21 protein-coding genes, 2 pseudogenes and 1 riboswitch are annotated in these 25,593 nt (G+C 64.3%); of the genes and pseudogenes, 9 read left to right on the forward strand and 14 right to left on the reverse strand.

The genetic code is table 11. The features are described 5' to 3' along the window. Positions 1-48: 48 nt before the first annotated feature. The 7 genes from KAK11_RS14685 to KAK11_RS14715 form a co-directional block, all read right to left on the reverse strand. The gene (locus KAK11_RS14685) at positions 49-1,017 is read right to left on the reverse strand and encodes an exopolyphosphatase (RefSeq protein WP_210809944.1); all 969 of its coding nucleotides are present in this window, start codon (positions 1,015-1,017) and stop codon (positions 49-51) included. Positions 1,018-1,137: 120 nt separating this feature from the next. Beyond that, a complete protein-coding gene (locus KAK11_RS14690) occupies positions 1,138-2,361 on the reverse strand; it encodes a multifunctional CCA addition/repair protein (RefSeq protein WP_210809945.1) in 1,224 nt (407 codons plus the stop codon). Beyond that, complete coding sequence (locus KAK11_RS14695) at positions 2,358-2,792, reverse strand: GNAT family N-acetyltransferase (RefSeq protein WP_210809946.1); 435 nt, start codon at positions 2,790-2,792, stop codon at positions 2,358-2,360. The genes KAK11_RS14690 and KAK11_RS14695 overlap by 4 nt, the downstream gene beginning before the upstream one ends. Positions 2,793-2,813: 21 nt before the next feature. Next, positions 2,814-3,791, reverse strand: a complete 978-nt coding sequence (locus tag KAK11_RS14700; protein ID WP_210809947.1) for a complex I NDUFA9 subunit family protein — start codon at positions 3,789-3,791, stop codon at positions 2,814-2,816. Next, entirely contained in the window at positions 3,788-5,797 is a 2,010-nt protein-coding gene (locus KAK11_RS14705; protein WP_210809948.1) for a lytic transglycosylase domain-containing protein, read from the reverse strand. Before KAK11_RS14705 ends, KAK11_RS14700 begins: the two co-directional genes overlap by 4 nt. Positions 5,798-5,847: 50 nt before the next feature. Continuing rightward, on the reverse strand, positions 5,848-6,537 hold the full coding sequence (locus KAK11_RS14710) for a glutathione S-transferase family protein (RefSeq protein WP_210809949.1): 690 nt from the start codon (positions 6,535-6,537) through the stop codon (positions 5,848-5,850). Between the two features lie 97 nt (positions 6,538-6,634). Further along, a complete protein-coding gene (locus KAK11_RS14715) occupies positions 6,635-7,627 on the reverse strand; it encodes a LysR family transcriptional regulator (RefSeq protein WP_210809950.1) in 993 nt (330 codons plus the stop codon). An 89-nt stretch (positions 7,628-7,716) separates the two neighbouring features. Here KAK11_RS14715 and KAK11_RS22310 point away from each other — a divergent pair. Then, a pseudogene (locus KAK11_RS22310) lies at positions 7,717-7,884 on the forward strand (DUF2917 domain-containing protein); the annotation flags it as partial. Between the two features lie 56 nt (positions 7,885-7,940). Here KAK11_RS22310 and KAK11_RS14720 read toward each other — a convergent pair. Next, positions 7,941-8,363 (reverse strand): TfoX/Sxy family protein, encoded by a 423-nt coding sequence (locus tag KAK11_RS14720; protein WP_210809952.1) that lies wholly within the window; start codon positions 8,361-8,363, stop codon positions 7,941-7,943. Positions 8,364-8,576: 213 nt separating this feature from the next. Between KAK11_RS14720 and KAK11_RS14725 the strand changes: the two genes are divergently transcribed. The 3 genes from KAK11_RS14725 to KAK11_RS14735 all read left to right on the forward strand — a co-directional run bounded on the left by KAK11_RS14725 (position 8,577) and on the right by KAK11_RS14735 (position 13,878). Beyond that, positions 8,577-9,170, forward strand: coding sequence for a 5-formyltetrahydrofolate cyclo-ligase (locus KAK11_RS14725; RefSeq protein ID WP_210809953.1), 594 nt, complete (start codon positions 8,577-8,579; stop codon positions 9,168-9,170). A gap of 7 nt (positions 9,171-9,177) precedes the next feature. Further along, positions 9,178-11,166, forward strand: coding sequence for a hybrid sensor histidine kinase/response regulator (locus tag KAK11_RS14730; RefSeq protein ID WP_210809954.1), 1,989 nt, complete (start codon positions 9,178-9,180; stop codon positions 11,164-11,166). A 201-nt stretch (positions 11,167-11,367) separates the two neighbouring features. Then, positions 11,368-13,878 (forward strand): bifunctional diguanylate cyclase/phosphodiesterase, encoded by a 2,511-nt coding sequence (locus tag KAK11_RS14735; RefSeq protein ID WP_210809955.1) that lies wholly within the window; start codon positions 11,368-11,370, stop codon positions 13,876-13,878. Here the strand turns inward: KAK11_RS14735 and KAK11_RS14740 are convergent. The 5 genes from KAK11_RS14740 to ahcY all read right to left on the reverse strand — a co-directional run bounded on the left by KAK11_RS14740 (position 13,875) and on the right by ahcY (position 18,539). Further along, positions 13,875-14,477 (reverse strand): OmpW/AlkL family protein, encoded by a 603-nt coding sequence (locus KAK11_RS14740; protein WP_210809956.1) that lies wholly within the window; start codon positions 14,475-14,477, stop codon positions 13,875-13,877. The genes KAK11_RS14735 and KAK11_RS14740 overlap by 4 nt on opposite strands. A gap of 178 nt (positions 14,478-14,655) precedes the next feature. Further along, on the reverse strand, positions 14,656-15,387 hold the full coding sequence (locus KAK11_RS14745) for a response regulator (protein WP_210809957.1): 732 nt from the start codon (positions 15,385-15,387) through the stop codon (positions 14,656-14,658). 97 nt (positions 15,388-15,484) lie between these two features. Then, complete coding sequence (gene metF, locus KAK11_RS14750; RefSeq protein ID WP_210809958.1) at positions 15,485-16,321, reverse strand: methylenetetrahydrofolate reductase [NAD(P)H]; 837 nt, start codon at positions 16,319-16,321, stop codon at positions 15,485-15,487. Between the two features lie 5 nt (positions 16,322-16,326). After that, positions 16,327-17,097 carry a TlyA family RNA methyltransferase gene (locus KAK11_RS14755; protein WP_210809959.1) on the reverse strand — a complete coding sequence of 257 codons (771 nt, stop codon included), beginning with the start codon at positions 17,095-17,097 and terminating at the stop codon, positions 16,327-16,329. Continuing rightward, positions 17,097-18,539, reverse strand: a complete 1,443-nt coding sequence (gene ahcY / locus KAK11_RS14760; RefSeq protein WP_210809960.1) for an adenosylhomocysteinase — start codon at positions 18,537-18,539, stop codon at positions 17,097-17,099. The genes KAK11_RS14755 and ahcY overlap by 1 nt, the downstream gene beginning before the upstream one ends. A gap of 95 nt (positions 18,540-18,634) precedes the next feature. Beyond that, positions 18,635-18,739, reverse strand: a riboswitch (S-adenosyl-L-homocysteine riboswitch). Between the two features lie 165 nt (positions 18,740-18,904). Between ahcY and KAK11_RS14765 the strand changes: the two genes are divergently transcribed. From KAK11_RS14765 to arsB, 5 genes and pseudogenes are all read left to right on the forward strand, one after another. Next, the gene (locus KAK11_RS14765; RefSeq protein ID WP_210809961.1) at positions 18,905-19,948 is read left to right on the forward strand and encodes an ArsJ-associated glyceraldehyde-3-phosphate dehydrogenase; all 1,044 of its coding nucleotides are present in this window, start codon (positions 18,905-18,907) and stop codon (positions 19,946-19,948) included. A 15-nt stretch (positions 19,949-19,963) separates the two neighbouring features. Next, positions 19,964-21,202, forward strand: a complete 1,239-nt coding sequence (arsJ, locus tag KAK11_RS14770; protein ID WP_210809963.1) for an organoarsenical effux MFS transporter ArsJ — start codon at positions 19,964-19,966, stop codon at positions 21,200-21,202. A 52-nt stretch (positions 21,203-21,254) separates the two neighbouring features. After that, positions 21,255-21,482: pseudogene (locus tag KAK11_RS22065) on the forward strand (ArsR/SmtB family transcription factor); the annotation flags it as partial. Between the two features lie 117 nt (positions 21,483-21,599). Next, positions 21,600-22,094: an arsenate reductase ArsC gene (locus KAK11_RS21860; RefSeq protein ID WP_246499011.1), complete on the forward strand. Its 495-nt coding sequence runs from the start codon at positions 21,600-21,602 to the stop codon at positions 22,092-22,094. A gap of 117 nt (positions 22,095-22,211) precedes the next feature. Then, complete coding sequence (gene arsB, locus KAK11_RS14780) at positions 22,212-23,225, forward strand: ACR3 family arsenite efflux transporter (protein WP_210809965.1); 1,014 nt, start codon at positions 22,212-22,214, stop codon at positions 23,223-23,225. Between the two features lie 78 nt (positions 23,226-23,303). Here arsB and KAK11_RS14785 read toward each other — a convergent pair whose 3' ends face one another. Beyond that, on the reverse strand, positions 23,304-25,532 hold the full coding sequence (locus tag KAK11_RS14785) for a PhoX family protein (protein ID WP_210809966.1): 2,229 nt from the start codon (positions 25,530-25,532) through the stop codon (positions 23,304-23,306). Positions 25,533-25,593: the final 61 nt, after the last annotated feature.

Genomic DNA, 25,593 nt, shown 5'->3' on the forward strand with positions numbered 1-25,593 from the left:
AGCTTTACCTTCGGCTCAGCAAGCGGCCGTGGCGCTGGGTAGAAAGTCTCAGGCCGGCACCGGCTGCGCCTGGTGGGACAGGTTCACGATGCGGTCGATCAAGCGTTGCTTGCGTTGGTCCGCCTGCGCATTGGGGGCTTGGCACGCCCCGGCGCCATCGTGGCCACCGCCGCCGTGGTCCAGCATCAAGGCGCCGACATCCATCTTGTTGCGGCGGCCAAAAATGGACTTGCCGACGGTGAAGGCGGTTTGGTCGCTGTGCCGCGAGCGCAAGATATGCATGGAGATGTCGCACTGCGGAAAGACGGTGTAGACCACGAAGCGATTGCCCACGTAGATGGGGTCTTCGTCGCGCAGGTCCAGCACCACCAAGTTGCCGTGTACCTGGCCCACACGCCGCAACTGCGCTTCAAAGGCCTCTTGCTGAGCAAAGTAGCGCTCGGTGCGCTCCTTGACATCGGGCATCTCCAAGATTTGATCCACGCTCAGCGTGCGGCAGGCGTCGATCAACATCTCCATCAATTGATAGTTGGAGATGCGGTAGTCCTTGTAGCGGCCCAGGCCGGTGCGTGCGTCCATCAAAAAGGACATCAAGGCCCAGCCGCTGGGGTGCAGCACCTCCTCACGGCTGAAGTCGGCCGAGTCGGCGCGGTCCACCGCGTCCATCAGTGCGGGGCTGATATTGGGAAAGCTGTCCGCACCGCCGTAATAGTCATAGACCACGCGTGCTGCGGACTTGGCTTGAGCGTGCAGGACATAGCCTTGGGTGTTGAAGCCGAGGTTGCGCTTGGCCTCGCTGGAGTGGTGGTCAAAGCACAGGGCGCAGCCGGGGAGGTAGGGCAGGTTAGCCAGGATGTCGTGCTCATGCACCTCGACCTTGCCGTCTTGCACATCTTTGGGGTGGTGAAAGACCACCTCGCCCAAGAGGCCCAACTCCTTCAGCAACACCGCGCAGATCAGGCCGTCCATATCACTGCGGGTCAGCAGCCGGTATTTGTCGGGAGGGGTCGCAATCATCAGTCTGTACGCCAAAGTTGGGAGGGCGCAGGCGAGCTTCCGCCATGCGTCCGCCCGCTATCGTCCCGAAGCGCCAGTCCTCAAGCCGCTGATGCACACAGCAGCGCAGAGTGCGCAGTTCTACACGTTTGCCGCACTCAAGGCCGCTTCGCGGGCCCGCTGCAAGGCCTGGCCTACGCCGGGGCCACGCACGCCGCGGGCCAGGGCGTCGGCGGCCACGGCTGCGGTGTCCACGGCGTCCAAAACGGCCAATGCCTTCAGAAGCCGCGGGCGGCTGGGGTAGGCGGCGTCGTCAAAGCCGAGGCGGCCGCGCGCATCGGCCTCGCAGGCCAGCAAGGCCTGCTCAAAGCGTTCTCGGCGGCGGAAGGCGTCGCAGCGCTCGATCAGCCGCAGCAGGGCGGCGGCACTGAGTTCGGTGGCACGGTGGATATTGGTGTGCTCCCGCGCCACCATCACGGCCAGTTCGCCGCAGTCGGTCGGCACTTTGAGGCGCTGGGCCGCTTGCCGGGTCAGGCGCTCGCTGCGGGCTTCGTGCGCAATGTGGCGTGGCCACTCGGCAGGTGGCGTGCTGCCCTTGCCCAGGTCGTGGCAGAGCGCGGCAAAGCGCACCGGCAAGGGGGCGTCTAGGCGCGCGGCCATGTCCACCACCATCAGGGTGTGCACGCCGCAGTCCACCTCCGGGTGGTGCAGGGGCGGCTGGGGCACGCCCCACAGCGCATCCAGTTCGGGCCACAGCCGGGCCAGGGCGCCGCAGTCGCGCAGCACTTGCAGCATGCGGCTGGGGCGGGCTTCCATCAGGCCGCGCGACAACTCTTGCCACACCCGCTCAGGCACCAAGGCGTCCACCTCGCCGCTGGCCACCATCTGCTGCATCAGGTGCAGGGTTTCAGGGGCCACGCTGAAGTCGGTCAGGCGGGCGGCAAAGCGGGCCAGGCGCAGGATACGCACCGGGTCTTCGGCAAAGGCAGGGCCAATGTGCCTCAGCACGCGCTGCTGCAGGTCGGCTTGGCCACCATAGGGGTCGATCACCTGGCCGTCGGCGTCTTGCGCCATCGCATTGATGGTCAGGTCGCGCCGCTGCAGGTCTTGCTCTAGCGTTACATCGGGCGCGGCATGGACGGCAAAGCCGTGGTAGCCGGGCGCGGTTTTGCGCTCGGTGCGGGCCAGGGCATATTCCTCATGGGTCTGCGGGTGCAAAAACACGGGGAAGTCTTTGCCCACCGCCACAAAGCCGGCATCGAGCATGGCCTGCGGCGAGCTGCCCACCACCACCCAATCGCGGTCATGCACGGCGCGGCCCAGCAGGGCGTCGCGCACCGCACCGCCCACCACATAGCATTTCATGGCGCTGGAGGCAGCTCGCGCTGCATCATGAATTTGCTGATCTCGGGCGTGAAGCCCGCCACTTCCCAGACCATGCGATAGCCCAGCTTCTCGTAAAACCCCCGGGCTTGAAAGCTGAAGGTGCTCAAGTAAATGCGGCGCACGCCACGCGCTTGGGCGGCGTGTTCGAAGTCTTGCATCAGGCGCCGCCCGATGCCGCTGCGGCGCATGGCCTCATCGACCCAGACCTGCTCGACCTCGGCGCACTCGCCCCAGGTGCGGCCGACCACGCCCCCCAGCGTCGCACCGTTGTCATCTTGGGCGGCACACACCAAAGGCTGCACCTGCTGCAAGGGGGCATGGCGCAGGTTGTGCTGATCCAGCCCCGCATCGACGGCCTCGACAATGCCTGCCGGGCGCTCTTGGGTGGTGATCCAGCGGATGTCGGACATGGCGAGGCCCACAGCAGGGCGTCAACGATGCAAGGCCCGCCACGCATCCAGGCGGGCGCAGCCTTGATGGTGGCGCAGGTAGGCTGGGGCCACGGCCATCAAGGCGGTGGGGGTGATGCCCAATGCAGCCAGCCCAGGGCGGCCCGGTGTGGCCACATTGGGTGTGGTCATCGAGGCCAGGTTGTCGCGCGACATCAAGGGCTCGCCGGGCAAACATTCCATGGCCAAGGCTTGAAGCTGGGCCAGCGCTGACGGCAAGGGCAGCACGGTGCGGGAGTTACCGCTGAGTTGTCCGGCGGTCTCGACCAACTGCCGCAATGTGAAGACCTCCGGCCCGGCGCACTCGATGGTCTGGCCTGCGCTCTGGGGCTGGCGCAGGCTGGCCACCAAGGCTTGCGCCACATCGCCCACCCACACGGGCTGAAAGCGTGCCTCAGCCCCCGCCAGCGGCATGAAGGGGAACAGGGCTTGCAAGGCCGCAAAGAGGTTCAGGAACTTGTCATTCGCGCCAAAGATCACCGACGGCCGCAGCACGGTGAGCTGCAAGCCTTGGCTTTGCGCCGCCTGCTGCAGCGCCTGCTCGCCGGCCGCCTTGCTGCGCAGGTAGTCAGAGGGGGCTGGCGCACTGGTGTCGGGCACACCCAAGGCACTGACATGCACCAAGCGGCGTACGCCCTGCCGTGCCATTGCCGCCACCAAACGCCTGGGCAAGCCCACATGCACCTGCTCAAAAGCAGCAGCGCTGCCGTGCAGGATGGCGACCAAGTTGACCACGGCGTCGCAGCCGTGCAGCAGTGCGTCCAGCGCCGCGTCTTGGTGGATGTCGGCTTGGATCAAGTCCACATTGGGCAGCATGCGCACGGCTGCGGCGCGCTGGGCCCGGCGCGAGGGCACGCGCAGCCGAGTGCCGGCAAACGCAGGGTCGCGGGCCAGTGCATCGCACAGGGCGCTGCCCACAAAGCCGGTACCGCCCAAGACCAAGACCTGACGTGCGCTCATGGCAGCTCCTTGTCGGGAGCCGGGGCCTGGGCGTCGCGGGGGCCGATGGTATTGCCCAAGCGCGGCTTCAATGCCACGGGCTTGCCAGCCGCTAAGCCGGCGTAATAGCTGGCGTTGGACAGCACGCGCTTCACATAGTCGCGCGTCTCATGCAGCGGAATGTTCTCAATCCAGATGGCGGTCTCCAGCACCGGGCCTTCACGCCAGCGCCGGGGCCGATTGGGCCCAGCGTTATACGCCGCAGCGGCCATGGCTTGGGAGCCGCCCAGGTCGTCTAACACCATCTTGAGATAGGCATTGCCCAGCCGCAGGTTGGTGTCACGGTCGGTGATCATCTCGGGCTTGTAGGGCAGGCCGATGCGTTTGGCGGTCCAACTGGCCGTGGCCGGCATGATCTGCATCAGGCCCGACGCCCCGACATGCGAGCGTGCCGCGATGATGAAGCGCGACTCTTGCCGGATCAAACCATAAACGTAGGCTGGGTCCAGGCCCGCCTCGCGGGCACGCGGCACCACCTCATCGCGCAGCGGCCAAGGAAAGCGCTGCTCCATGTCCACCTCGGTCTTGCTGCGCTCACTGGAGTTGATGCAGCGGTCCCAGATCTCGCGGCTGCAGGCCAGTTGCGCGGCGGCCAGCAGTTCGCGATCGGTCATGCCGATCAGCGAAAAGTTCCACTCGCGCACGCCCTCGCTGCGCAGGCCCAGGGCCAGGGCCGCCAGCGCACGCTGCAGGCCGGGGTGGTTGCGCGCCGCGTCGCGCTCGGGTGCCGTGGGGGCAGCGGGCTTGGGTGGCAAAGGCTGCACAGCGCCAAGGTCTTCAGAGGCCAGTTGGCCGTAGAAGTGCAGCTCGTCCGACAGGTCTTTGAGCAGCCCGCGCGCTTGCTCGCGCTGCTCGTCGCCCGCGCTGCCAGGCTTGGCCAAGCCCTGCAGTGCGCGCGCTCGCCAATAGCGCCAGGTCGGGTCGGCACGCTCTTCTGGGCTCATGGCGTCGATGGCGCGCAGGCTCAAGACCCATTTCTCGGTGTTCCCGCCCAAGCGCAGGGCGGTGCGGGCGTGCCAGCCCAGGGTTTCGTCGCTCCAGTCTGGCTTGTCGCGCAACTTGGATTTCAGGCTGTCCCAGGCGTTGCGGCTCCATTCCAGCGACTCCGGCCGCAAGGCCAAGGCTGCTTGCTTGGCGGTTTGGGCCCAGGCCCAAGCACCATGCTCGCCGCCCAAGGCGCCGGCCCAACGCTCTTCCAGCAAGCGCGCAGCGGCGGCCGGGTCACTGGCGGCCAATCGGCCCAGGGCGATGGACGCCAGCTCGCTGCGGGCATGCCCCAGCGCAATGGCTCGGGTGTTGATGAAACGCGAGGGGTTGTCTAGCGCATCTTGGGTGGAAGCGGCCACGTGGTCGCCCAGCAGCGAGGCGGCTTGGCGGGCCTGCCGCAGCCGCGCATGCTCGGTGGCATGACGTACTTTGCGCCACACGTCTTCGGGCATGAAGCGCTCGCTGTCCAACTGGGCTTTAGCCAGTTGGTGGCAGCCGTCGTCGGCTTCTTTCTGGGCCATCCAGGCTTTGCGAGCGGCGTCACGCACGTCTTTGCCCGCTTGGTGCTCGGCCAGCAGCCGGTAGCAGTTCACCTCGCGGTCGTCGTTCATTTTGAAGCGCGGCACCTCTCGACTGAAAGCGGCCCAGTCCCGGCGCCGGCCCAGCTCCAGCAGCCAATCATTGCGCAGCCGGTCTTCGACATAGCTGCCGGGCCAGCGGGCATAAAAGGCGTCAAGGTCCTCGCTGCGCGCTTCGGGCAGGCGCAGGTTCAGTGACCAATAGTCGGCCCACGGCGCCAGCGGATGGCGCGCGTCCATCAGCGCATTGCGCAGACTGGTGAGCTTGACTTTGTCTTTACGGACAAAAGCTTGGCGCGCATCGCGAATCAGGTCGTCCGCACTGGATTGAGCCAGGGCGCTGAAGCTGGCGACAGAGGCGGCCAAGGCCGCCAGCGCAAGGGGAATTCGGGTTTTCCACATGACGGGGCACTGTACCCCGATCTGCCCCTCGCGCGCAGGTCAGCAACGAGTCAACGATGCTTGCGATAGGGTTCTTCGAAGTCCAAGTATTCCTGCTCCGCCAGAGCCTCGCTGACCCAGGCGGCGACGCCCGGTGAGGCCCAGACGCGGTCCATGTAGGCGGCGACCGTGGTGTTGACGGGCAGGGCATAGGTGCGCAGCCGCCCCACCACCGGGGCGAAGTAGGCGTCCACGATGCCGAACGCCCCGAAGAGGAAAGGCCCGCCGCTGCTGGCCAGCGCTTCGCACCACAGGGCTTGCAGGCGGTCCAGGTCGGCGCGCACGCTGGCTTGCTCTTGCAGCACGCGCTGGCCGACCTCCGGCAGAGAGGCCTCGATGTTTTGCGGGCAGTGGCTGCGCAGCGCGCCAAAGCCGCTGTGCATCTCCGCACACAGGCTGCGAGCCCGGGCGCGCTGCAAGCGGTCGCGCGGCCACAGCGGGTGCTCGGGGTGGCGCTCGGCCAGGTACTCGGCAATCGCCAGGGTGTCCCAGACGGTAAAGCCGTCGTCGATCAAGGCCGGCACCTTGCCCGTGGGCGAGATCTCGGCCATGCGCTGCTTGAAGGCCGAGTCGGGCGTGAAGCCGTCGAAGCGCACCATGTGCTCCTCAAAAGGGATGCCAAAGTGCTGCAGCAGCACCCAAGGCCGCATGGACCAAGACGAGTAGTTCTTGTTGCCGATGACGAGTTTCAGCGTAGACATGGTGTGCCCCAAAGGCAGTGAAGAATGAGCGTGATGCTAGCGCGATGACACCTGCCCATGGGTGCAATCGCTGCATGGCGACCATGCGCGCTGTGCATCAATCGCTGTCGATCTCGGCTTCGGGGTCTGGCGTGTCGCCGATCGCTTGGCGGGTCAAAGCGGCTTGCTGCTGCACCCAGGCGCTGAAGGCCAGCACCTCGGGCCGGGGTTGGGCACCGGCCCCGCCCAGGGGCAGCAGCCAATAGCACCACGGCGCCCAGCGGCGGCCCTGCGCGCCGAACGGTTCAATCAAGTCGCCGTTTTCCACCGCCTCGTGCACCATGGCCAAGCGGGCCAGCGCCACGCCCTGGCCAGCCAGCGCGGCTTGCATCTGCTGGTGGGTGTAGTTCATGCTGAGCCAGCGCCGTGGAGCCAGGCCAGGCAGGTGATGGGCGGCGAGCCATGCCCCCCAGCCCAGCTCGCTGGCATGGGGTGAGCCGTCGTCCATGTCGAGCAAGGTGTGCTGGGCCAGGTCGGCCGGGCGAGCCAGTGAGGGCGCCTCGCCCCGCGCGATGGCTTCGGCCAAGCGGCGGCCAATCACCGGGGTCAGCACCTCGCCAAACAGACGTTTGGAGGCGGGTGGTGCGCGCTCCGGCCGGCAGTGGCGCAGCGCCAAGTCCAGTTCGGTGTCGTCTTCGTCCACCATGCGGTCTGACGCTGCGATGCGGATGTCGGCATCGGAGTGGTCGTGCTCAAACAGCGGCAGGCGCGGCATCAACCACAGCGAGGCAAAGGACGGGAAGGTGGTGACGCTGACCTTGGCGCGGCTGCGGCTCATGCGGATCTGCCGCACGCTGGCGTCCAGCCGAGCCAGCAGCGGCTCGGTCGCCCGCAGCAGGGTGTGGCCTGCGGCAGTCAGCTCGACTTTGCGGGTCGCCCGCTGAAACAGCGGCGCGCCCAATTCCTCCTCCAAACCTTTGATTTGGCGGCTGACGGCAGGCTGGGTCAGATGCAATTCTTCAGCCGCCGCGCTGAAGCTGAGGTGCCGGGCCACAGCCTCAAAGCTGCGCAGACAGTCCAAGGGCAAGGGGCGGTGGGGTGGTCGATTCATGATGCCAGCTTATCAATCTTGAACCGCAATGTCATTGGATTTGTCGCTGTCTCCCTTGCATCATGCAGGCACTGACCAGGAGCTGATTCATGACTTCCACACCGCTTCACCACGTTCAACGCCTGCGCCTCAGCGGGGATGCACAGCTCTGCGCTGTGCAGGGCACGCTGTGGGTGACCCGCGACCATGACCCCGAAGACCATGTGCTGCGCGAAGGCGCTTGCCTTGCCGTGCGGCGCGGTGACTGGGTGACGCTGGAGGCCTGGCACCACGGTGCCCCCAGCGCCTGGGGCTTGCGGCCCGAGCCTCGCCGTCAAGGTTTGGCGAGTCGCCTCTTTGCAGCCGGTTTGGCGCTGCTGGCCGCACGGGTGCGTGGCTTGGCCGGGGCTTTGCTGGCCTTGGCGCGCAGGGCTGAGGCCATGGCTTCACGGGCCCAGGGTTGCATCTCGGCCACCGACTCCAAGGCCTCGGCCGGCACGGTGTAGTAGCGCAGGTGCCCCATGCGCCCGTCGGCCATGATGTACTCAAAGCGGCTGCAACCGGCGGCTTCAAAGCGTGCTTGGTTGTGCTCATCGGCCTTGAGATAGAGCTGATCGTTCAGGATCAGGGCGATGAACAAGTCGTCCACATAAATGCCGTGGCCGCCGAACATGCGGCGTGAGCGTACGCGCCCTTGAGGGCTCAGCAGTTCAAGCGCCCAAGCCAAGAGCTCGGCACTGGGAGGGGGCGTCTTCATCCGGCGTGGCGTGTCGGGTAGGCGGATGGCGGTGACCCATGCACAATCGGGCCTCCGCCGCTTTGGTCTATTGAGGATCGACGCAAAACAGGCATGGCGTGTTGCTTCGGCTTGCCGTACCGGGTGTATGGCCTGCGCCTTCGCACCTCGCACCGCCCGCTTTGCGTCAGTCCTCTTATTGTGAGGCGCATTTGCAGCGCTGAGTGACCCGCCATGACCCTGCCGTTCAAGCTCAACCTCGAACCCTCCCGCGACAAAGCGGTGCTGCGCAAGCAACTCCAGGCCGAGCGCCTGAGTTTGTTAGACAGGCACCAGCGGGCCGCCCATCTGCAAGAAGTGCTGCAGGTCTGGCTCATCAGCCGCAAAGAGCAGACCATCGGCGCCTACTGGCCCATCAAAGGTGAGTTTGACGCGCTGCCCGCGCTCTATCGCTGGAGCGAAGCGGCCGAAGGCCGGCGCATCGGCCTGCCGGTGATCAACCGGGAGACCAAGCAGTTGACCTTCCATGTCTGGTATCCCGGCTGCCCCATGGAAGATGATGCCTACGGCATCCCCAAGCCCAAAGACACCGAGGCCTTTCATCCTGAATTGCTGCTGGTGCCTTGCGTTGGGTTTGGTCCAGGCGGCACGCGCTTGGGCTACGGCGGCGGCTTCTATGACCGCACCTTGGCGGCGCTGCAGCCTGCACCCTCCACGGTCGGTGTGGGCTATTCGCATGGCTATGTACCCTGGCTGGAGCCCGAGCCGCACGATATGCCGCTGGATGCGCTGCTGACCGAAGAGGGCGTGTTCTGGCAGCGTGAGTGATGGCGGCATGAGCGCCTTTTTTTCCGACCTCAACGGGGCCTGGCAGCGGGGTTTCCCGCGCGCCTTCGAGGCGGAACAAGAACGCACCTACGGCGAGTGGCTGAACCGCAGGTTGATGGCGGTTCGTCGCGTGGCCACCTTGGTCGGCGTGGCTGTTTGGTGTCTGTTCTTGGTGTGGGACTACGGCTTGGCGCAAGCCGATCCGCGTTATGCGGCCGTCATGCCCCTGATTGCGGGCTTGCGGGTGTCGGTGGCCTTGGTCATCTTGGCCGCACAAGCCGTGTTTGTGTCCTCGCCCCGCGTGTTGTCAGAGCCGGGCTATGGTGAGCGCATCATTTTGTGGACGGCGGCCTTTGCTTACCTGGGTTTGGCGGCAATCGTGGCCATCATGCCGCCGCCTTATGATCAGCTTTACGGTTTCACGGGCCTAGCGCTGGTGAGCGCCTTCACATTTGGCTTGTATGGCCTGTCTGCTCGCACGGCCACCTGGTTGGCGGCTTGGCAGGCCTGTGCGCTGAGTGCTGTCATGGCTTGGTCCACCACGCAAAAGCCGACCATCATGCCGGCGGCTGTGGCCCAGCAGTTTTCTGTCAGTGCCTTGCTCTTGTTGAGCTTGTTCATTGGCGTGGGTTGCATGGTGTGTTGGCTGTTCGAGCTGATTTCGCGACGCAGTTTTTTGGATCAGCAAGCGCTGGCCGCACAAAACGAGGAGATCCGCACGCATGGCCTTGAGGTGCAGCGCTTGCATGACGCGCTGGCGGAGTCCAGCGCAGAGGCTCAAGAGCGATTGCAAGCGGTGATCCGGCTCAAAGAGCGCTTGCACCAAGAGGCAGAAGCCCGGAATCGGGAACGTACGCAGTTCATGGCCAATGCGGTGCATGACTTACGCCAGCCGGTGCAGGCCATTCTGGCGGCCATGTACCCCGTCTCAAGTGCGCTGGAGCGTGGCGATCGGGAAGCGGTGTCGCAACTGCTGCAACTCTCGCATCAAGCCACGCATTTCCTGCAGGATCAACTGACGGGCATGCTGGAGATTGCGCGCTTGGAGTCGGGGCGGGTTCAACCAGACTTGGCGTGGATCGACTTGAGAAAGCTGGCGCAGGACATGATCAGCGCCTTCTCGGCGCAAGCCCAGTCCGAGGGCGTGCGCCTGAGCTTGGAACTGCCCTCAGATGCGTGCTGGGCCCGCAGCGATGCACAGTTCTTGAGGCGCATTCTGGGTAACCTCATCAGCAACGGCATCAAGTATCGACGCGCAGACGCGCCGGGCGGCCCCTGGGTGGGTGTCAGCCTGCGCGCCGTCGAGGGGAAGGCCCGCATCCAGGTCGCCGACAACGGCTTGGGCATTGCGCAAGAGCTTTTGGATAAGGGGCTTATCTTCCAGCCCTTCTTCCAGGCCAACAACATGCTGGCCCAGGCCGAGAAAGGCGTGGGCTTGGGGCTGGCAGTGGTGCAAAAGCTCTTGGCCTTGCTCACCGAGCATGACTTGGAGGTTCGGTCTGAGCTGGGAGGAGGCTCCTTCTTTGAACTGAGCCTGCCTCAGATGGCCAACGAGTTGCAGTCCGTCGCCCTGCGGCTGCCGGATGACCTGGACCTGCCGACACTCTCTGGCCTTTATGTGGCCCTGGTGGAGGATGATGTGATCGTTCGGGAGTCCCTGCAGCACATGCTGAAGGTGGTCGGTGTGCGCTGTGAGCCCTTTGCCGCCTACGATGATTTGGCCGGCGTGGCCGAGGATCTGGAGCGCATACCAGACCTGGTGATCAGTGACTACCGCCTGCCCGCTGGCCGCACCGCTTTGGATGTGCTGCGTCTGCAGCGGGCGGTGTGGCCGGACGTCCCGCTCATGGTGCTCAGTGGAGAGCCCTTGGATGTGCAGAGTCAGCCCGAGCTTGCTGGCGTGACCTTCATGCGCAAGCCTGCGCCCGTGGAGAGCTTGCTGCGTGAGTTGGTGGCCCTGTCGCGACAGGCCCGAGGCGCGGTAGGCTTACCCTGACAAATGTCGGGGCCCTCATCAAGGGGGTGGACTCGCGCCTCACTTAGCGCATGATGAGATACCCTGCAGGCTGTTGGCCTCTTATGCACGGGTCGTTAATCCGGATTGCGAGCTTTGAGCCCCTTGGACCCTTCTCCCGCGACGGCAGAAGAAAGAACCCCTGCTTGGTCGCCGCTTGGCGCGAGACGCTGGCGCATTGGATTGCGCCAGGCCATTGCCTTTCCGGTGATCGCCGTTCTGGTGTTAACGCTGGTCTTGCAAGCCAGCCTGCAGGCCCGCAGCATCCAGCAACTGCTGGACGATGAGTCTGCCCAACTGCTGCGAGGCCGCACAGCCACCGTCATGGCTCGGCTCGACTTCTACACGGCCGCGCCGGTGTATGCGCAGAAAGCCCTGGCTGAGCTGGTGCTCAGGCAGGGCGCACTCAGCACCTTAGATCCCGAGCCATTCAGCGCCTCGATGCTTGGCTTGGCGCGCAAGCACTTTGGCCAAGAGCAGCACCTGAGTGTTTTCAGTGTGGGAACCATACGCGGCGACTACATCGGCTTTCGCCGCAATGCCGCAGCCGACTTCGACCTGATGATCCGGGATGCCCGTCAAGAGCCGGGGCTGCGGATCTACAAGGGCGCGGAAGCGTCTGTCTTGGCCACGACCGTTCCGGCCTACGACCCGCGGGTGCGCCCGTGGTACTTGCCGCCCGCACAGCGCCGCGCGCCGGTCTGGAGTGAGCTGTATGTGAACCAAGACGAGCGGCAAGACCTCGCGATGTCCTACTGCGGCCCGATCGAAGTCAAGGGGCAGCTGCTGGGCGTGGCGGCCATTGATCTCAGCTTGCAGGGCTTGAATGCGCAGTTGCGGGCCGAACTGGGCGCCTTTGGGGGCCTGCTGTTGATCATCGACAGCCAGGGTCGCTTGGTGGCGCACTCGGAGCCCGGCCCGGTGGTGATGTCGGCCTTGCAGGCGGAGCAGCCGCTGCAGCGTCAGCGCCTCGAAGACCACGTCAACCCCTTGGTGCGCGCCATCGCGCCTTGGGTGGCGGCGCGTGCGGCGGCCCAAGAGGCCGACTTTCGGCTCGAGCACCTGGGGGACACCTATCACGGGCGTGTGATGCAGTTTTCAAGACCTGCTGGGCTGGAGTGGCGCGTTGTCGCCTTGCTCCCAGAGGCCGCCTTGCTGGGGCATATTCGGCGCACGCAATACGCCAGCGTGTTGATGTCTATGTTGCTTGGCGCTGCGGGCCTGGCCCTCATCGTCTGGGTGGTTGGCGGCGTGACCCGGCCGTTGCTGCAGGCGGCACTGGCCGCTGAGCAGCCCACCCTGACGGCCGTGAAAGACCTGACAGCACAGCACACCTTGGTGCGCGAACCGGCCGTCCTGCTGAGAGCCATGTCGGGCATGGCCGACCGCCTGCAGGAGTCCTTCGCCACCTTGCGCCGGCAAGCCTTGGTCGACGAGATGACGGGCTTGGCCACGCGCCGTGGCCTGTTGGATGAGGCGGGGGAGTGGATGCCGCAGTCCTGTGCGCTGGTCTTGGTGGGGCTGGATGACTTTCGTAGCATTAACGACATCTTGGGCTACGCCTCAGGCGATCAAATTCTTCGGCTGATCGCGCAGCGCTTGCAGGCTCACTGCCCGCCCTCGACTTTGGTGGCGCGGGTTGGCGGCGATGAGTTCGCGGTCCTGCTGCGCTCGCAACGGCCTGGCGACGACCTGTATGCGGTGGGGCGTGACATCTTGTCGGCCTTGGATGAGCCCTTGGAGATGCGCGGGGAGGCCTTGTCTGTGCGAGCCAGTGCAGGGGCCGTGGGCGGCACCTTGCAGCCGGGTCAGTTGCCCGAGTGGTTACGGCAGGCCAGCATGGCGTTGGGGCAGGCCAAGAGCCATCATCGGCTGGACTGTGTGGTCTACAGCGACGACTTGCTCACCGCTTCGACGGCGCGCACCCGCTTGGTCAATGAGTTGCGAAAGGCGGTGGCGCGGCAGGAGTTTGTGGCCCACTATCAGCCCATTGTGAGCCTGACGTCGGGCGAGGTGGTGGCGGTCGAAACTTTGGTGCGCTGGCAGCACCCAGAGCGCGGCTTGCTGGCGCCGGCGCATTTCTTGGAGGTCGCAGAGGAGTCCGATCTGATTGTTCGCTTGGGCGAACACATGCTGCGCCAAGCCTGTCTGGACGCTCGGCAACTCTTCGAGCGGCGTGGCATTTGGTTGGATGTCCACGTCAATGTCTCAGCCCGCCAGTTGCTGCAATCCAACTTCGTGGCCATGGTGATGGGCGTGTTGGACCACACAGGCATGCCGGCACAACACCTGACTTTGGAGTTGACCGAGTCCTTGTTCATTGGCGGAGCCGAGACCAGCACTGGCCCCCTGTTGGAGTCGCTCAAGCAGGCGGGCATCCGGATTTCCATCGACGACTTCGGAACCGGTTACTCGTCGCTGTCTTACCTGGAGCGGCTACCCCTGGATGGGCTCAAGGTGGATCGCAGCTTTGTGCAACTGCTGGACACCCCCAGCCACCGCGGTGCGGGCTTGGCGGCCGTCATCATCGATGTGGCGCACAAGCTCAGCCTAGAGACGGTGGCCGAAGGCGTGGAGACGCCCACCCAAGTGCAGGCCTTGCGAGCCATGTCTTGCGAGCGGGCGCAAGGTTTTCTCTTTGGGCACCCCGCGCCCATGTTTGCGTTGGACTTGGGGCGCCGCGACTTGGCTTAGAAGCGCTTGCCGAAGCCCACGCTCAGCAGCAGGGGGTCCACCTTGAAGGTGCCGGCATTGGTTTCGGTCGCGCCGACCAGCACGTCGGTCTTGATCTGCACCTTCTTGGCATCCAAGTTCAGCACCCAGCCGCCGCCTACGGGCACGTCCACACCGACTTGCAGGGCCAGGCCGAAGCTGTTGCGCTTCAGGTTCGCGCCGCCGTCCAGCAGGCGCACGTCAGACACATTGGTGTAGTTCACACCTGCACCCACATACGGGCGGAAGCCGCTCGTGCCGGTGAAGTGGTACTGCGCCGTCACGGTGGGCGGCAGGTGCTTGAAGCTGCCGATGGAGGCGCCATTCGAATACACCGTTTGCTTCTGCGGCACGGTCAAGATCAGCTCAACGGCGACGTTAGGCGTGACGAAGTAGCTGATGTCCACTTCGGGCAGCCACTTGTCGTTGATGGTCAGGCCCAGGCCTGTGCTGTCCTTGTTGGCCGACTGCAAGTGAACGGCGCGGGCGCGCACGAGCCAGTCACCGCTGTCTTGAGCGGCGGCGAGTTGCGGGGCGGCGAGAGTGGCCACAGTGGCCAGGGCGATCAGGGTCTTGTGCATGTCATGCTCCTTGAGTGATGAAACCAGAACCTCGCTGGAGGTCTTGGGCTCATTTCAGCGCCGAGGCGCAGGAGCAGACTTGTTCGACATCAAGCCTGTGGTGGCACGAAGTCCGAAGCCGATCCAGCCTTGATATGGCTCAGAGCTTGTGCAAGTGGCTGATGCGCGCGCGCGACGATCAGGCTTGCGTGAGGGGCGCGGGCCGTGGCACGCGCAGACCCAGACGCGAGACTTCAATGATCAACTCGGTGCGGCGGGTCACCTTAAAGTGCCGCAGCAGCTCCGACACATAAGTCTTTCGCACCGTGCCTTCGCTGATGCCCATTTGCCGCGCAATGCCTTTGTTAGGCATGCCTTGGCACAGGTAGTAAAGCACCTCGGTCATGCGGGGCGAAAGGGCGTAATCCGCCAGGCTCTTGGGGGCCGGTGGGCGTTCGGTAGGAAGGCCGTGGTCCCCGGCTGCGAGGATGGACGCGGGCAGAAACACGCCATCGTGGAGCACCGTGCTCAATGCCTCCACAAACACCGACTCGTCACCAGAGCTCTTGGCAATATAGCCCGACGCTCCGGAGGCCAAGCAATGCAGCACGGTCTCTCGATCATCGGACGCCGACAGCATGATGACCTTCACCGGCAAACCTTGCTGGCGCACATGGGCCAAGAGATCTAGGCCCGACTTTGCGGAGCGCAGATCAATGTCCAGCAGCACAAAGTCGATGGGCGTCTGCGCCAGTTGCCGCAGCGCATCGTCATAGTCGCCGGCTTCGATGATTTGCAAGCCGGGCTCGACCATGTGAAGCATGGTCTTCATGCCGGCTCTCACCAGGCTTTGGTCTTCCACCAACAGCACACGCGTTGTCAACGACGTGGGGTTGTTAGCCTGCAATTCCTCCGCGGACAGCGCGGGCATATCGCCATCCAGGGAGGTCTCCAACGATTTTTTTCTGAGTGGGCACATGGCGGCTATTGTGATGTAAATCTCGCCGCCGATAGAAATTACCCAGAACTTAACGTCCTAATCGGCGACAAACTTCCAGGGAAAGAGCTGACTGATTAAGTGTATAGAAGTGGATTCCTGGGGCTCCGCCCGCAAGTAAGCGCTCGCACAACTTGGTCACGACGTCCAAGCCAAAATCTCGCACGGCTGTGGCGTTGTCCATGAAGCCCTCCATCTTCAGTGCCACCCAACGCGGAATCTCGATCCCATCGCGCTGGGCAAACTGGGCGATGCGCGCATAGTTGTGGATGGGCATGATGCCCGGCACGATGGGGGCCGTCACACCCAGCTTGCGCACTTCGTCGACGAAGTGGAAGTAAGCATCAGGGTTGAAGAAGAACTGCGTGATGGCCGCATTGGCACCCGCTTTCATCTTCTCGGCGAAGTGCTGCAAGTCTCGTGCAGCATAACGCTGCTGCGGATGGTACTCGGGGTAGGCCGCGACTTCGATGTGCCAATCCTCGCCCTGCGTCTCACGGATGAAACGGACCAGCTCCGCAGCGTAACGGAATTCACCAGCGACGGCGGTGCCACTGGGCAAGTCGCCCCGCAATGCCACCAAGCGGCGGATGCCTTGGGCCCGGTAGGTTTGCAAGATCTCGGCAATGCCCTCGCGGGTGGAGCCCACGCAGGAGAGGTGCGGTGCAGCCTCGTAGCCCATGGCAGCAATGTCCTGCACCGTGGCCAGGGTCTTCTCGCGGGTGGCACCGCCAGCGCCATAGGTCACGCTGAAAAACTCGGGGCTCACCACCGAGAGGTCTTTCACCACGGTCTTGAGCTTCTCGCTGCCGACGGGGGTGTTGGGGGGGAAGAACTCGAAGCTGATCGGGGCTTGTCGTTCACTCATATCACTCACTCCTTGTCGAGCGCGGCAGGCACCGCCTCGATGAAAAACTCTTTATTGCCGTCGCCGCCCGTGATGGGGCTGTGGTGCCAGCCCACGACGCTCAGGCTCAAGCGCCCGCAGGCCTTGCGCAGCTTGGCTTCCACATGGCCATAGGCCGCTTCGCTCTTGACCAGGCCACCGCGGCCGATGTCCACCGGCTGCAGCTCAAACTGCGGCTTCACCAGCATCAGCATGCGGCCCCCCGGCGCCAACAAGGGCACCAAGGCCGGCAGCACCAGGGCCAGCGAGATGAAGGACAAATCACCGGTGATGAAGTCAAAGCCCGCCGCGGGCGCATGCTCGCCCAGGTGGGCGGCGGTCAGTTCGCGGGCGTTGAGGCCTTCAAACGCGGCGACCCGCGGGTCCTCGCGCAGGCGTTGGGCGAGTTGGTCGTGCCCCACGTCCACCCCCACCACCTTGGCGCACCCTTGAGCCAGCAGCACGTCGGTGAAGCCGCCGGTGCTTTGGCCCACGTCCAAGGCCGTGGCCCCACGCAAGGGCACGCCCAGCGTGGACAGCACCCCTTCGAGCTTGAGCCCGGCCCGTGAGGCCCAGCGCAGCTCAGCGTCATCGGTGACTTCCAGCGTGCAGCCCTCGGGCACCTGTTCGCCCGCCTTCTTAGGCAGCGTCCAGCCCTTAGGCCCCAGCCAGCGCACGGCGCCTTGCTCGATCAGCCGCTGTGCGGCCGATCGAGTGGGGGCCAGCCCTTGTTGGACCAGCAGTTGATCTACTCGCATCAATAGCGATATGAATCGGGCTTGTAGGGGCCGGTCTTCGCCACGCCGATATAGGCGGCCTGCTCGTCGCTCAGCTCGGTCAACATCGCGCCGACCTTCTTGAGGTGCAGGCGAGCGACCTTCTCGTCCAAGATCTTGGGCAGCACATAGACCTGGCCGACTCGGTAGGCGTCAGGGCGGGTGAACAGCTCGATCTGGGCGATGGTCTGGTTGGCAAAGCTCGACGACATCACAAAGCTGGGGTGGCCGGTGCCGCAGCCCAGGTTCACCAAGCGGCCCTTGGCCAAGAGGATGATGCGCTTGCCGTCCGGGAAGATGATGTGATCGACCTGGGGCTTGATCTCTTCCCAGGTGTACTTTTCCAGCGAGGCGACATCGATCTCGTTGTCAAAGTGGCCGATGTTGCAGACGATGGCCTGGTCCTTCATGGCGGCCATGTGCTCGTGGCGGATCACGTCCTTGTTGCCGGTGGTGGTCACGAAGATGTCGGCCTTGTCGGCGGCGTACTCCATGGTCACGACCTTGTAGCCTTCCATCGCGGCTTGCAGGGCGTTGATGGGGTCGATCTCAGTCACCCAGACTTGGGCGCTCAGCGCGCGCAGGGCTTGGGCCGAGCCCTTGCCCACATCGCCATAGCCGGCGACCACGGCCACCTTGCCGGCGATCATCACGTCGGTGGCACGCTTGATGCCGTCCACCAGCGACTCGCGGCAGCCATAGAGGTTGTCAAACTTGCTCTTGGTCACCGAGTCATTCACGTTGATGGCGCGGAACAGCAGCTTGCCTGCCGCCGACATTTCCTTCAGGCGGTGCACGCCGGTGGTCGTTTCTTCGGTGACGCCGATGATCTCTTTGCTCTTGCGGGTGTACCAGGTGCCATCCACGGCCAGCTTGGCCTTGATGGCCGCGAACAGCTCGCGCTCTTCTTCGCTCTTGGGGTTGGCGATGACGGACAGGTCTTTCTCGGCGCGCTGGCCCAGGTGCATGAGCAGCGTGGCGTCGCCGCCGTCGTCCAAGATCATGTTCGGGCCTTCGCCCGCGGTGCCTGCGGCGCCGAAGTCAAAGATGCGGTGGGTGTAATCCCAGTAGTCCTTCAGCGACTCGCCCTTGTAGGCAAACACCGGCGTGCCGGTGGCCACCAAGGCGGCGGCGGCATGGTCTTGGGTCGAGAAGATATTGCACGAGGCCCAGCGCACTTGGGCACCCAAAGCCTGCAGGGTCTCCACCAGCACGGCGGTCTGGATGGTCATGTGCAGCGAGCCGGTGACGCGCGCGCCCTTGAGCGGCTGGCTGGCCGCGAATTCTTCGCGGATGGCCATCAGGCCGGGCATTTCCGTTTCGGCGATCTTGATCTCTTTGCGGCCCCAGGCGGCAAGGCTCAGGTCGGCAATGGCGTACTGGTCAGCGGCCAGCAGTTGGGTGGGGTGGGTTGCAGCGTTCATGGGCAAAGACTCCGTGTGGTTCAACAGGAATCCCGCATCACATGTTCTGAACGCGGCTGACATCAGACGCGACTCACCCACGGCCAGAAAAGGAATGCGGGTGAGCGCCGTTGCCAAAACAGTGCGAGGCACTGGCTTGATGGGTTCGAGCCTGGGGCCTCTCACCACGGTGGGTGGGCCTTGCAACGCTCCTCGAACAGGTCAGCAGTGTATATCGGCCGCGCCAACCCTTGCTTAAACACGGGGCTGGCCTGTCATGGGACTGTCACAAGCTTGGCATATGATTCGATATTGATAGAAATATTGAATCGGGCTGATGCTCACCCAGCAGCAGCGACGGGCCGTCCATTGAAAGAGGAGTCAGCATGCGAGTCGGCATTAACGGAATGGGGCGCATTGGGCGCTTGGCTTTGCGGGCAGCCATGGGGGCTGCAGAGCGCGGCAGCGATGACCCGCGTGCCGGCAACCGGCTGGAGGTGGTGCACCTCAATGAGCTCAAGGGCGGTGCTGCTGCCACCGCGCACTTGCTGCAGTTTGACAGCGTTCAGGGCCGCTGGCGCACGGAGATAGCGGCTGAGGGGGAGTCGGCGATTCGGATCGGAGATCGCGCCCTGGGCTTCAGTGCGCATGCCACAGCCGCAGAGATTCCCTGGGGCGAGTTGGGTGTGGATGTGGTGCTGGAGTGCACCGGCAAATTCTTGACCCCGGAGACGCTGCAGGGCCATCTGGATCGTGGTGCCAAGCGGGTCATCGTGGCGGCCCCGGTCAAGGTGGGCGGGGTGTTGAACATCGTGGTGGGCATCAACCACGGCTTGTATGAGCCCAGCCGAGACCGCATCGTGACGGCGGCCTCGTGCACCACCAACTGCTTGGCACCGGTGGTCAAGGTTGTGCATGAGCACCTTGGCATTCGCCACGGCCAGATCACCACCATTCACGACCCCACCAACACCAATTTGATGGTCGATGCGCCGCACAAAGACCTGCGGCGCGCGCGCAGCGCCATGCTGAGCTTGTCGCCCACCACCACCGGCAGCGCCACCGCGATTGCCTTGATCTACCCCGAGCTCAAGGGCAAGCTCAATGGGCATGCCGTGCGGGCGCCGGTGCTGAATGCCTCGCTGACGGATTGCGTTTTCGAGCTCAAGCGGGAGACCACCGCCGAAGAGGTCAACCGCCTCTTTGCAGAAGCGGCCCGAGGCGAGCTGGCCGGCATCTTGGGTTATGAAGAGCGGCCCTTGGTCAGCGCCGACTATGCCCGCGACACACGCAGCAGCATCATCGACGCGCCCTCGACCATGGTGACCGACGGCACCTTGCTCAAGGTCTATGCCTGGTACGACAACGAAATGGGCTATGCCTGCCGCATGGTCGACTTGGCCTGCCACATGCAAAGCCAGGGCATCTAAAGGGGCGATGAGGGCATGAACACCGGCACCCGCAACTACGCCGTCGTCACCGCAGCCTATTGGGGCTTCACCCTCAGCGACGGCGCCCTGCGCATGCTGGTGCTGCTGCATTTCTACCGCTTGGGCTACTCGCCCTTCACGCTGGCGTTTCTCTTTTTGCTCTACGAGGCCATGGGCATCGTCGCCAACCTGATTGGCGGCTGGCTGGCCACGCGCTACGGCATCAAGCGCATGCTGACGGTGGGACTGTTCACCGAGATCGTGGGCTTTTTGCTCATGTCGGCACTCTCGCCAGGATGGTCGGCAGCGCTGTCAGTGGCGTGGGTCGTGGCGGCGCAGGGCATTTGCGGGGTGGCCAAAGACCTCACCAAAACCGCCAGCAAGTCGGCCATCAAAGCCACGGCGGGGGATGCCTCCGGCCAGTTGTTCAAGTGGGTGGCCTTCTTCACGGGCAGCAAGAACGCGATGAAGGGTGTGGGCTTCTTCCTCGGCGGCCTGCTGCTGCAAGCGCTGGGCTTCCAGGCGGCGCTGTGGGTGATGGCGGGACTGCTCACGCTGGTGCTGTTGGGTGTGGCAAGCTTTGTGCCGCCGCTGATGGGCAAAGCCAAAGCCTCGAAGTCGGCCAAGGAGCTGTTTGCCAAGAACCAGGGCATCAACTTGCTGGCAGCGGCGCGTGTGGCTTTGTTCGGGGCACGTGACGTCTGGTTTGTCGTGGGCGTGCCCGTCTTCCTCTATGCCTCTGGCTGGACCTTCACCATGGTCAGCGGCTTTGTGGCGCTCTGGACCATTGGCTATGGGGTGGTCCAAGCCGCAGCACCTGCCCTGATCCGGCGCAGCGAGGATGGGCTCAGCACCGAAGTCCCAGCGGCGCGTTTGTGGTCTGCCTTGCTGGCGATTGTGCCCATGGTGTTGGCTGTGCTGGTGGCCTTCAAGGTGCCGCATTTGGAGTGGGTGGTGGTGGCCGGTCTGGGCGTCTTCGGCTTCGCCTTTGCCGTCAACTCCTCGGTTCACTCCTACCTGGTCTTGGCCTACGCGGGCTCTGAAAAGGCCGCGGAGGATGTGGGCTTCTACTATGCCGCCAACGCTCTGGGCCGCTTCTTAGGCACCTTGATGTCGGGGCTGCTGTATCAGTGGGGTGGGTTGATGTTTGCCTTGGTGGGCTCGGCCGTCATGCTGACGATTTGTTGGCTGGTCTCACTGGCCTTGCCCTTGACCCGTGCTCTGCCGAGCACTGCGGCTCAGGCTCAAGCCTAGGCTGCCACAGGGAGCCGCGAAGATGGAGCCTCCAGTCCACCCTACCGCCTTGATGGACGAAAAAGGCGCTGTCGCCGCGCTGGCGGCGCTGGCCCAGGAGATGCGGTTGCGCATTTTCCGCGCCTTGGTCGGCGCAGGGCCGGCAGGCACCACGCCGGGTGAGCTCTCGAGCTTGCTCAATGTGACGGGTTCCACTTTGTCCTTTCACCTCAAAGAGTTGACCCATGCAGGCTTGGTGACGCAAGAGCGCGAAGGCCGCCATCTGTTCTACAGGCCCGCCATCGACACGATGAACGGATTGTTGACCTATCTGACGGCCCATTGCTGCCAAGGCTCAGCCGCCCAGGGGTGCAATCTGCCATCGCCGGCCACGCAGTGCTTTTCTTCAGGAGTCACCATGAATCCCAAGAGCTACAACGTTCTGTTCATCTGCACCCACAACTCAGCGCGCTCCATCATGGCTGAGGCGCTGCTCAACCACGTGGCACCCGCCCACTTCAAAGCTTTCTCCGCAGGCAGCCAACCCAGGGGTGAGGTTCATCCCTTGGCCTTGCAAACGCTGGAGCGCATGAGCATTCAAGCTGAGCAGGCGCGCAGCAAGAGCTGGGAAGAATTTGCGGCACCGGACGCCCCAGCCATGGACTTCGTTTTTACCGTGTGCGACAACGCAGCGGGCGAGGTCTGCCCGGTCTGGCCTGGCCAGCCCATGACGGCCCATTGGGGTGTGCCTGACCCCTCGGACATGCGCGGCAGCGAAGAGATCCAGGCCAAAGCTTTCTGGGAATGTGCCGTCACACTCAAGCGGCGCATCGACCTGATGCTGGCGCTGCCGCTGGCATCGCTGGACAAGCTGGCCCTCCAGCGCGAGATCACCGACATCGGCCGGCGTTGAACCGCCGCGCAGAGCCCGTCAGGGCCCTGTCGTTGAGGCGCTGTAGGGTGCCGCCATCCAGCCCAGTCTCGGTCTTCCTGAGCCTGGGCCTTCTGCTTTCTTGATAAGGGGACCGCCGTGGGCCTGTTTGAGCGTTATCTGACCGTGTGGGTGGGGCTGGGCATCTTGGCAGGCGTCGGCCTGGGGCTGCTGGTACCTGGGGTGTTTCAGGCGGTGGCCGCGCTGGAGTTTGCGCAAGTGAACCTGGTGGTCGCCGTTTTCATCTGGGTCATGATCTACCCGATGATGATCCAGATCGACTGGCAGGCCGTGAAGGGCGTTGGCCAGCGGCCGCAGGGCTTGTTGCTCACCTTGGTCATTAACTGGCTCATCAAACCCTTCACCATGGCGGCCCTGGGTGTGCTGTTCTTTCAGCACTTGTTCGCAGCCTGGGTGGACCCGAAGTCGGCCAGCGAGTACATCGCGGGCATGATCTTGCTGGGTGTGGCGCCTTGCACCGCGATGGTGTTTGTGTGGAGCCAATTGGTCAAAGGTGATGCCAACTACACCTTGGTGCAAGTCTCGGTGAACGACCTCATCATGATCTTCGCCTTTGCACCGATCGCCGCCTTCTTGCTGGGCGTGACCCAGGTCACGGTGCCTTGGCAGACGCTGCTGCTGTCCACGCTGCTGTATGTGGTGTTGCCGCTGCTGGCTGGCATGGCCACCCGCAAGGTCCTGCTCCAACGCTCGGACTCAGCCTTGGGGCAGTTTGTGGCACGCCTGAAGCCTTGGTCCGTTGTGGGCCTGATCGCCACCGTGGTGCTGTTGTTTGGCTTTCAGGCCGGCACCATTGTCGAGAAGCCGGGTGTGATCGGCCTGATTGCCGTGCCCTTGGTGTTGCAGTCCTATGGCATCTTTTTCATCGGCTGGTGGGGCGCGAAGTGGCTCAAGCTGCCGCACGACATCGCGGGTCCTGCGTGCTTGATTGGCACCTCCAACTTCTTTGAGTTGGCTGTCGCCGTGGCCATCTCGCTGTTTGGCTTGAACTCCGGCGCCGCCTTGGCCACGGTCGTGGGCGTGCTGGTTGAAGTGCCTGTCATGCTGTCGCTGGTGGCCATCGTCAATGCGCGAAGGCCGTCTAGCGCCTGAGGGCTGCGCGACCGAGCTTCAGTCAGCTTGGCGGCCCATCTGCAGCGGATGGGCCGCAAGCTGCATGTTCGCGGGGACTCAGTTGCCGATGCGGCCACCGTCATTCTTGGTGATGACGATGGTGGCTGAGCGAGGCCGCTTGCCCGCCCCGTAACCGGCGTTGGACGGCCACTGGCTGGTGTACTTGCTCGGGTCGGCAATATCCGCCATCTTCGTGCCTTCACCGGGGTGCTGGATGTTGATGAACAAGGTCTTGCCGTCCGGCGTTTCCACCAAGCCGGTGATCTCGCAGTCCTTGGGGCCGACCAAGAAGCGCTTGAGAGTGTCCGCCGTGGGCGCCTTGCCCAAGAAGGTGTCCACACTGAGGGTGCTGCTGTGTGCCAGGGTCTTTTTGGCACCGTCGCCCACGCTGCCAGGGATGCCCGCCAGCATCATGCAGTTGCTGGCGTCGGTGTAGGCGCCATCATCGGTTTGGATCCAGCAGATGCCCGTGGACTTGCTGAAGACCAGGCCATCGGGGCTGGAGAAGTCCTGGTCGGCCGTCAAGCTCGACAGGTTGACCAAGCCCGTGTCGGCATCAGATTGCGCGCCGAACAAATACACATCCCACGTGAAGGCCACTGCGGCGCCGCCGCCGCTGCCTTCCTTCACGCGCAGGATGTGGCCGTTGACATTGCCCTGCTGGGTGCTCGTGCCTTTGACGTCGCTGTAGGCGCGCGGGTTGGCGCTGTCTGGTGCCAGTTGTGTGGTGCTGCCCGCCGTGGGCGCAACGCGGCGATTGCTGTTGTTGGTCAGCGTGAAATAGATTTCGCCGCTGGTGGGGTGGGTGGCGCACCACTCTGGGCGGTCCATCTTGGTGGCGCCTACCGCGTCCGCCGCCAGGCGGCAGTTGATGCGGATATCGGCCTCATCGGCAAAGGTGTATGCGGTGTAGCTGCTGGGGATGGCGGCCAGGTTCAGCTCGATCCACTGGCCCGAGCCGTCGCTGTTGAACTTGGCCACAAACAGCTTGCCGCTGTCCAGATACTTGGCGCCGGTCGCGATTCTGTCTACGGGGTTGGCATCGGCGGCAGACCACGCATTGTCGGACACAAACTTGTAGATGTATTCGTTACGAGCATCGTCGCCCATGTAAACCGCCAGCTTCTCGCCGGCCTTGGGCAGCGAGAAGGCCGCGCTTTCATGCGCAAAGCGGCCCAAGGCGGTGCGCTTGACCATGCGGCTGGACGGGCGGTAGGGGTCCATCTCCACGATGTAGCCCATGCCGTTCATCTCGTTGCGATAGTCGTCAGACCCATCGGCGGAGGTGCCCGTCTTGGCGTTCAGCCAGCGCGCATAGATGTCAGCGCTGCCGGCAGACTCCCAGCCGTGACGCGACGTGGCACCTTCGGCGCGGCCGTAGCGCTTCAAGGCGGTGACGGACTTGTCATTGCCGCGGGCGGCATCGTCGCCCACCGGGCGCGTGAAGTAGCCAAACCAGTTTTCTTCGCCGGTCAAAAAGCTACCCCAGGGAGTCTTGCCGGTACCGCAGTTGTTAAGCGTGCCGCGGGTGCGGGTGCCGTCGATGGAGTACTTGGTGACCAGTTGGGCGTGACCACGTGCCGGGCCGCTGATCTCGACCTCGCTCAGGGAGGTGACTCGGCGGTTGTAGGCGGAGTCCTTCACATAGGCCCAGGTGCTGCCCGTGCGCTTGACTTCCACCACGGAGATGCCATGGATCGCGGTTTCTTTATCGACTTCGCTGGCCGGGCGCGGTAGCGTGGCGGTGCCGCCGTTGGCATGGAGGAAGAAGGACGAGCGGGTCTCGTCCGTGGTGGCCTCGTGGTTGATGGCCAACAGGCCGCGATCGTTGGCGCTGCTGGAGGGCAGGCCGTCGCTGGAGAGACCGAACCACTCCATGCCGTCATGGTGGTCGCCGGCACGGCGCTCAAAGTCGGTGTCGGTACCGTCGTTCTTGAAGGCGGCGGTGTCGGCGGTCAAGGGGTCGCCCAATGCATACACCACCGTGGCCGTGTAGCCACTGGCCAGGGTCACGGTGTCCGCGGTGCTCTTGGCAACGGCTTGGAAGCCCAGCTTGCTCATCGGGCCAGTGTCTGCAGCCGGGGGTGGTGCAGGCACTGGGGCAGGCGTGTCGTCGCCGCCACCGCAGGCCGCCAGGGAGATGCTGCCAAACAGGGCCGTGGCGGCGGTGCCGACGCTGCCACGCAAGATGTTGCGGCGGCTCAGGCGCGCATCCAGCACGGTTGCAAAGTGGGCGTTGTCGCTGGTGTTGGAGTTCTCGTCATTGAAGTCGGATGAGTGGCTCATGGTCTGTTCCTCAGGGGTGATTCATTGCTCAAAGAGCAGGTGAACCTGAGGTTAGACGTGG

It is taken from the genome of Ideonella paludis, from assembly GCF_018069865.1.
In the GTDB taxonomy this organism is placed as follows: domain Bacteria; phylum Pseudomonadota; class Gammaproteobacteria; order Burkholderiales; family Burkholderiaceae_C; genus Ideonella; species Ideonella paludis.

Bases quoted from the DNA above. Each gene is read 5' to 3' on its own strand.
- KAK11_RS14690 (WP_210809945.1), bottom strand. From the start codon at position 2,361: ATGAAATGCTATGTGGTGGGCGGTGCGGTGCGCGACGCCCTGCTGGGC.
- KAK11_RS21860 (WP_246499011.1), top strand. From the start codon at position 21,600: ATGAATCCCAAGAGCTACAACGTTCTGTTCATCTGCACCCACAACTCA.
- KAK11_RS14710 (WP_210809949.1), bottom strand. From the start codon at position 6,537: ATGTCTACGCTGAAACTCGTCATCGGCAACAAGAACTACTCGTCTTGG.
- KAK11_RS14705 (WP_210809948.1), bottom strand. From the start codon at position 5,797: ATGTGGAAAACCCGAATTCCCCTTGCGCTGGCGGCCTTGGCCGCCTCT.
- KAK11_RS14740 (WP_210809956.1), bottom strand. From the start codon at position 14,477: ATGCACAAGACCCTGATCGCCCTGGCCACTGTGGCCACTCTCGCCGCC.
- KAK11_RS14745 (WP_210809957.1), bottom strand. From the start codon at position 15,387: ATGCCCGCGCTGTCCGCGGAGGAATTGCAGGCTAACAACCCCACGTCG.
- KAK11_RS14695 (WP_210809946.1), bottom strand. From the start codon at position 2,792: ATGTCCGACATCCGCTGGATCACCACCCAAGAGCGCCCGGCAGGCATT.
- KAK11_RS14785 (WP_210809966.1), bottom strand. From the start codon at position 25,532: ATGAGCCACTCATCCGACTTCAATGACGAGAACTCCAACACCAGCGAC.
- KAK11_RS14730 (WP_210809954.1), top strand. From the start codon at position 9,178: ATGAGCGCCTTTTTTTCCGACCTCAACGGGGCCTGGCAGCGGGGTTTC.
- KAK11_RS14685 (WP_210809944.1), bottom strand. From the start codon at position 1,017: ATGATTGCGACCCCTCCCGACAAATACCGGCTGCTGACCCGCAGTGAT.
- KAK11_RS14725 (WP_210809953.1), top strand. From the start codon at position 8,577: ATGACCCTGCCGTTCAAGCTCAACCTCGAACCCTCCCGCGACAAAGCG.
- KAK11_RS14755 (WP_210809959.1), bottom strand. From the start codon at position 17,097: ATGCGAGTAGATCAACTGCTGGTCCAACAAGGGCTGGCCCCCACTCGA.
- KAK11_RS14700 (WP_210809947.1), bottom strand. From the start codon at position 3,791: ATGAGCGCACGTCAGGTCTTGGTCTTGGGCGGTACCGGCTTTGTGGGC.
- arsJ (WP_210809963.1), top strand. From the start codon at position 19,964: ATGAACACCGGCACCCGCAACTACGCCGTCGTCACCGCAGCCTATTGG.
- KAK11_RS14715 (WP_210809950.1), bottom strand. From the start codon at position 7,627: ATGAATCGACCACCCCACCGCCCCTTGCCCTTGGACTGTCTGCGCAGC.
- ahcY (WP_210809960.1), bottom strand. From the start codon at position 18,539: ATGAACGCTGCAACCCACCCCACCCAACTGCTGGCCGCTGACCAGTAC.
- metF (WP_210809958.1), bottom strand. From the start codon at position 16,321: ATGAGTGAACGACAAGCCCCGATCAGCTTCGAGTTCTTCCCCCCCAAC.
- KAK11_RS14765 (WP_210809961.1), top strand. From the start codon at position 18,905: ATGCGAGTCGGCATTAACGGAATGGGGCGCATTGGGCGCTTGGCTTTG.
- KAK11_RS14720 (WP_210809952.1), bottom strand. From the start codon at position 8,363: ATGAAGACGCCCCCTCCCAGTGCCGAGCTCTTGGCTTGGGCGCTTGAA.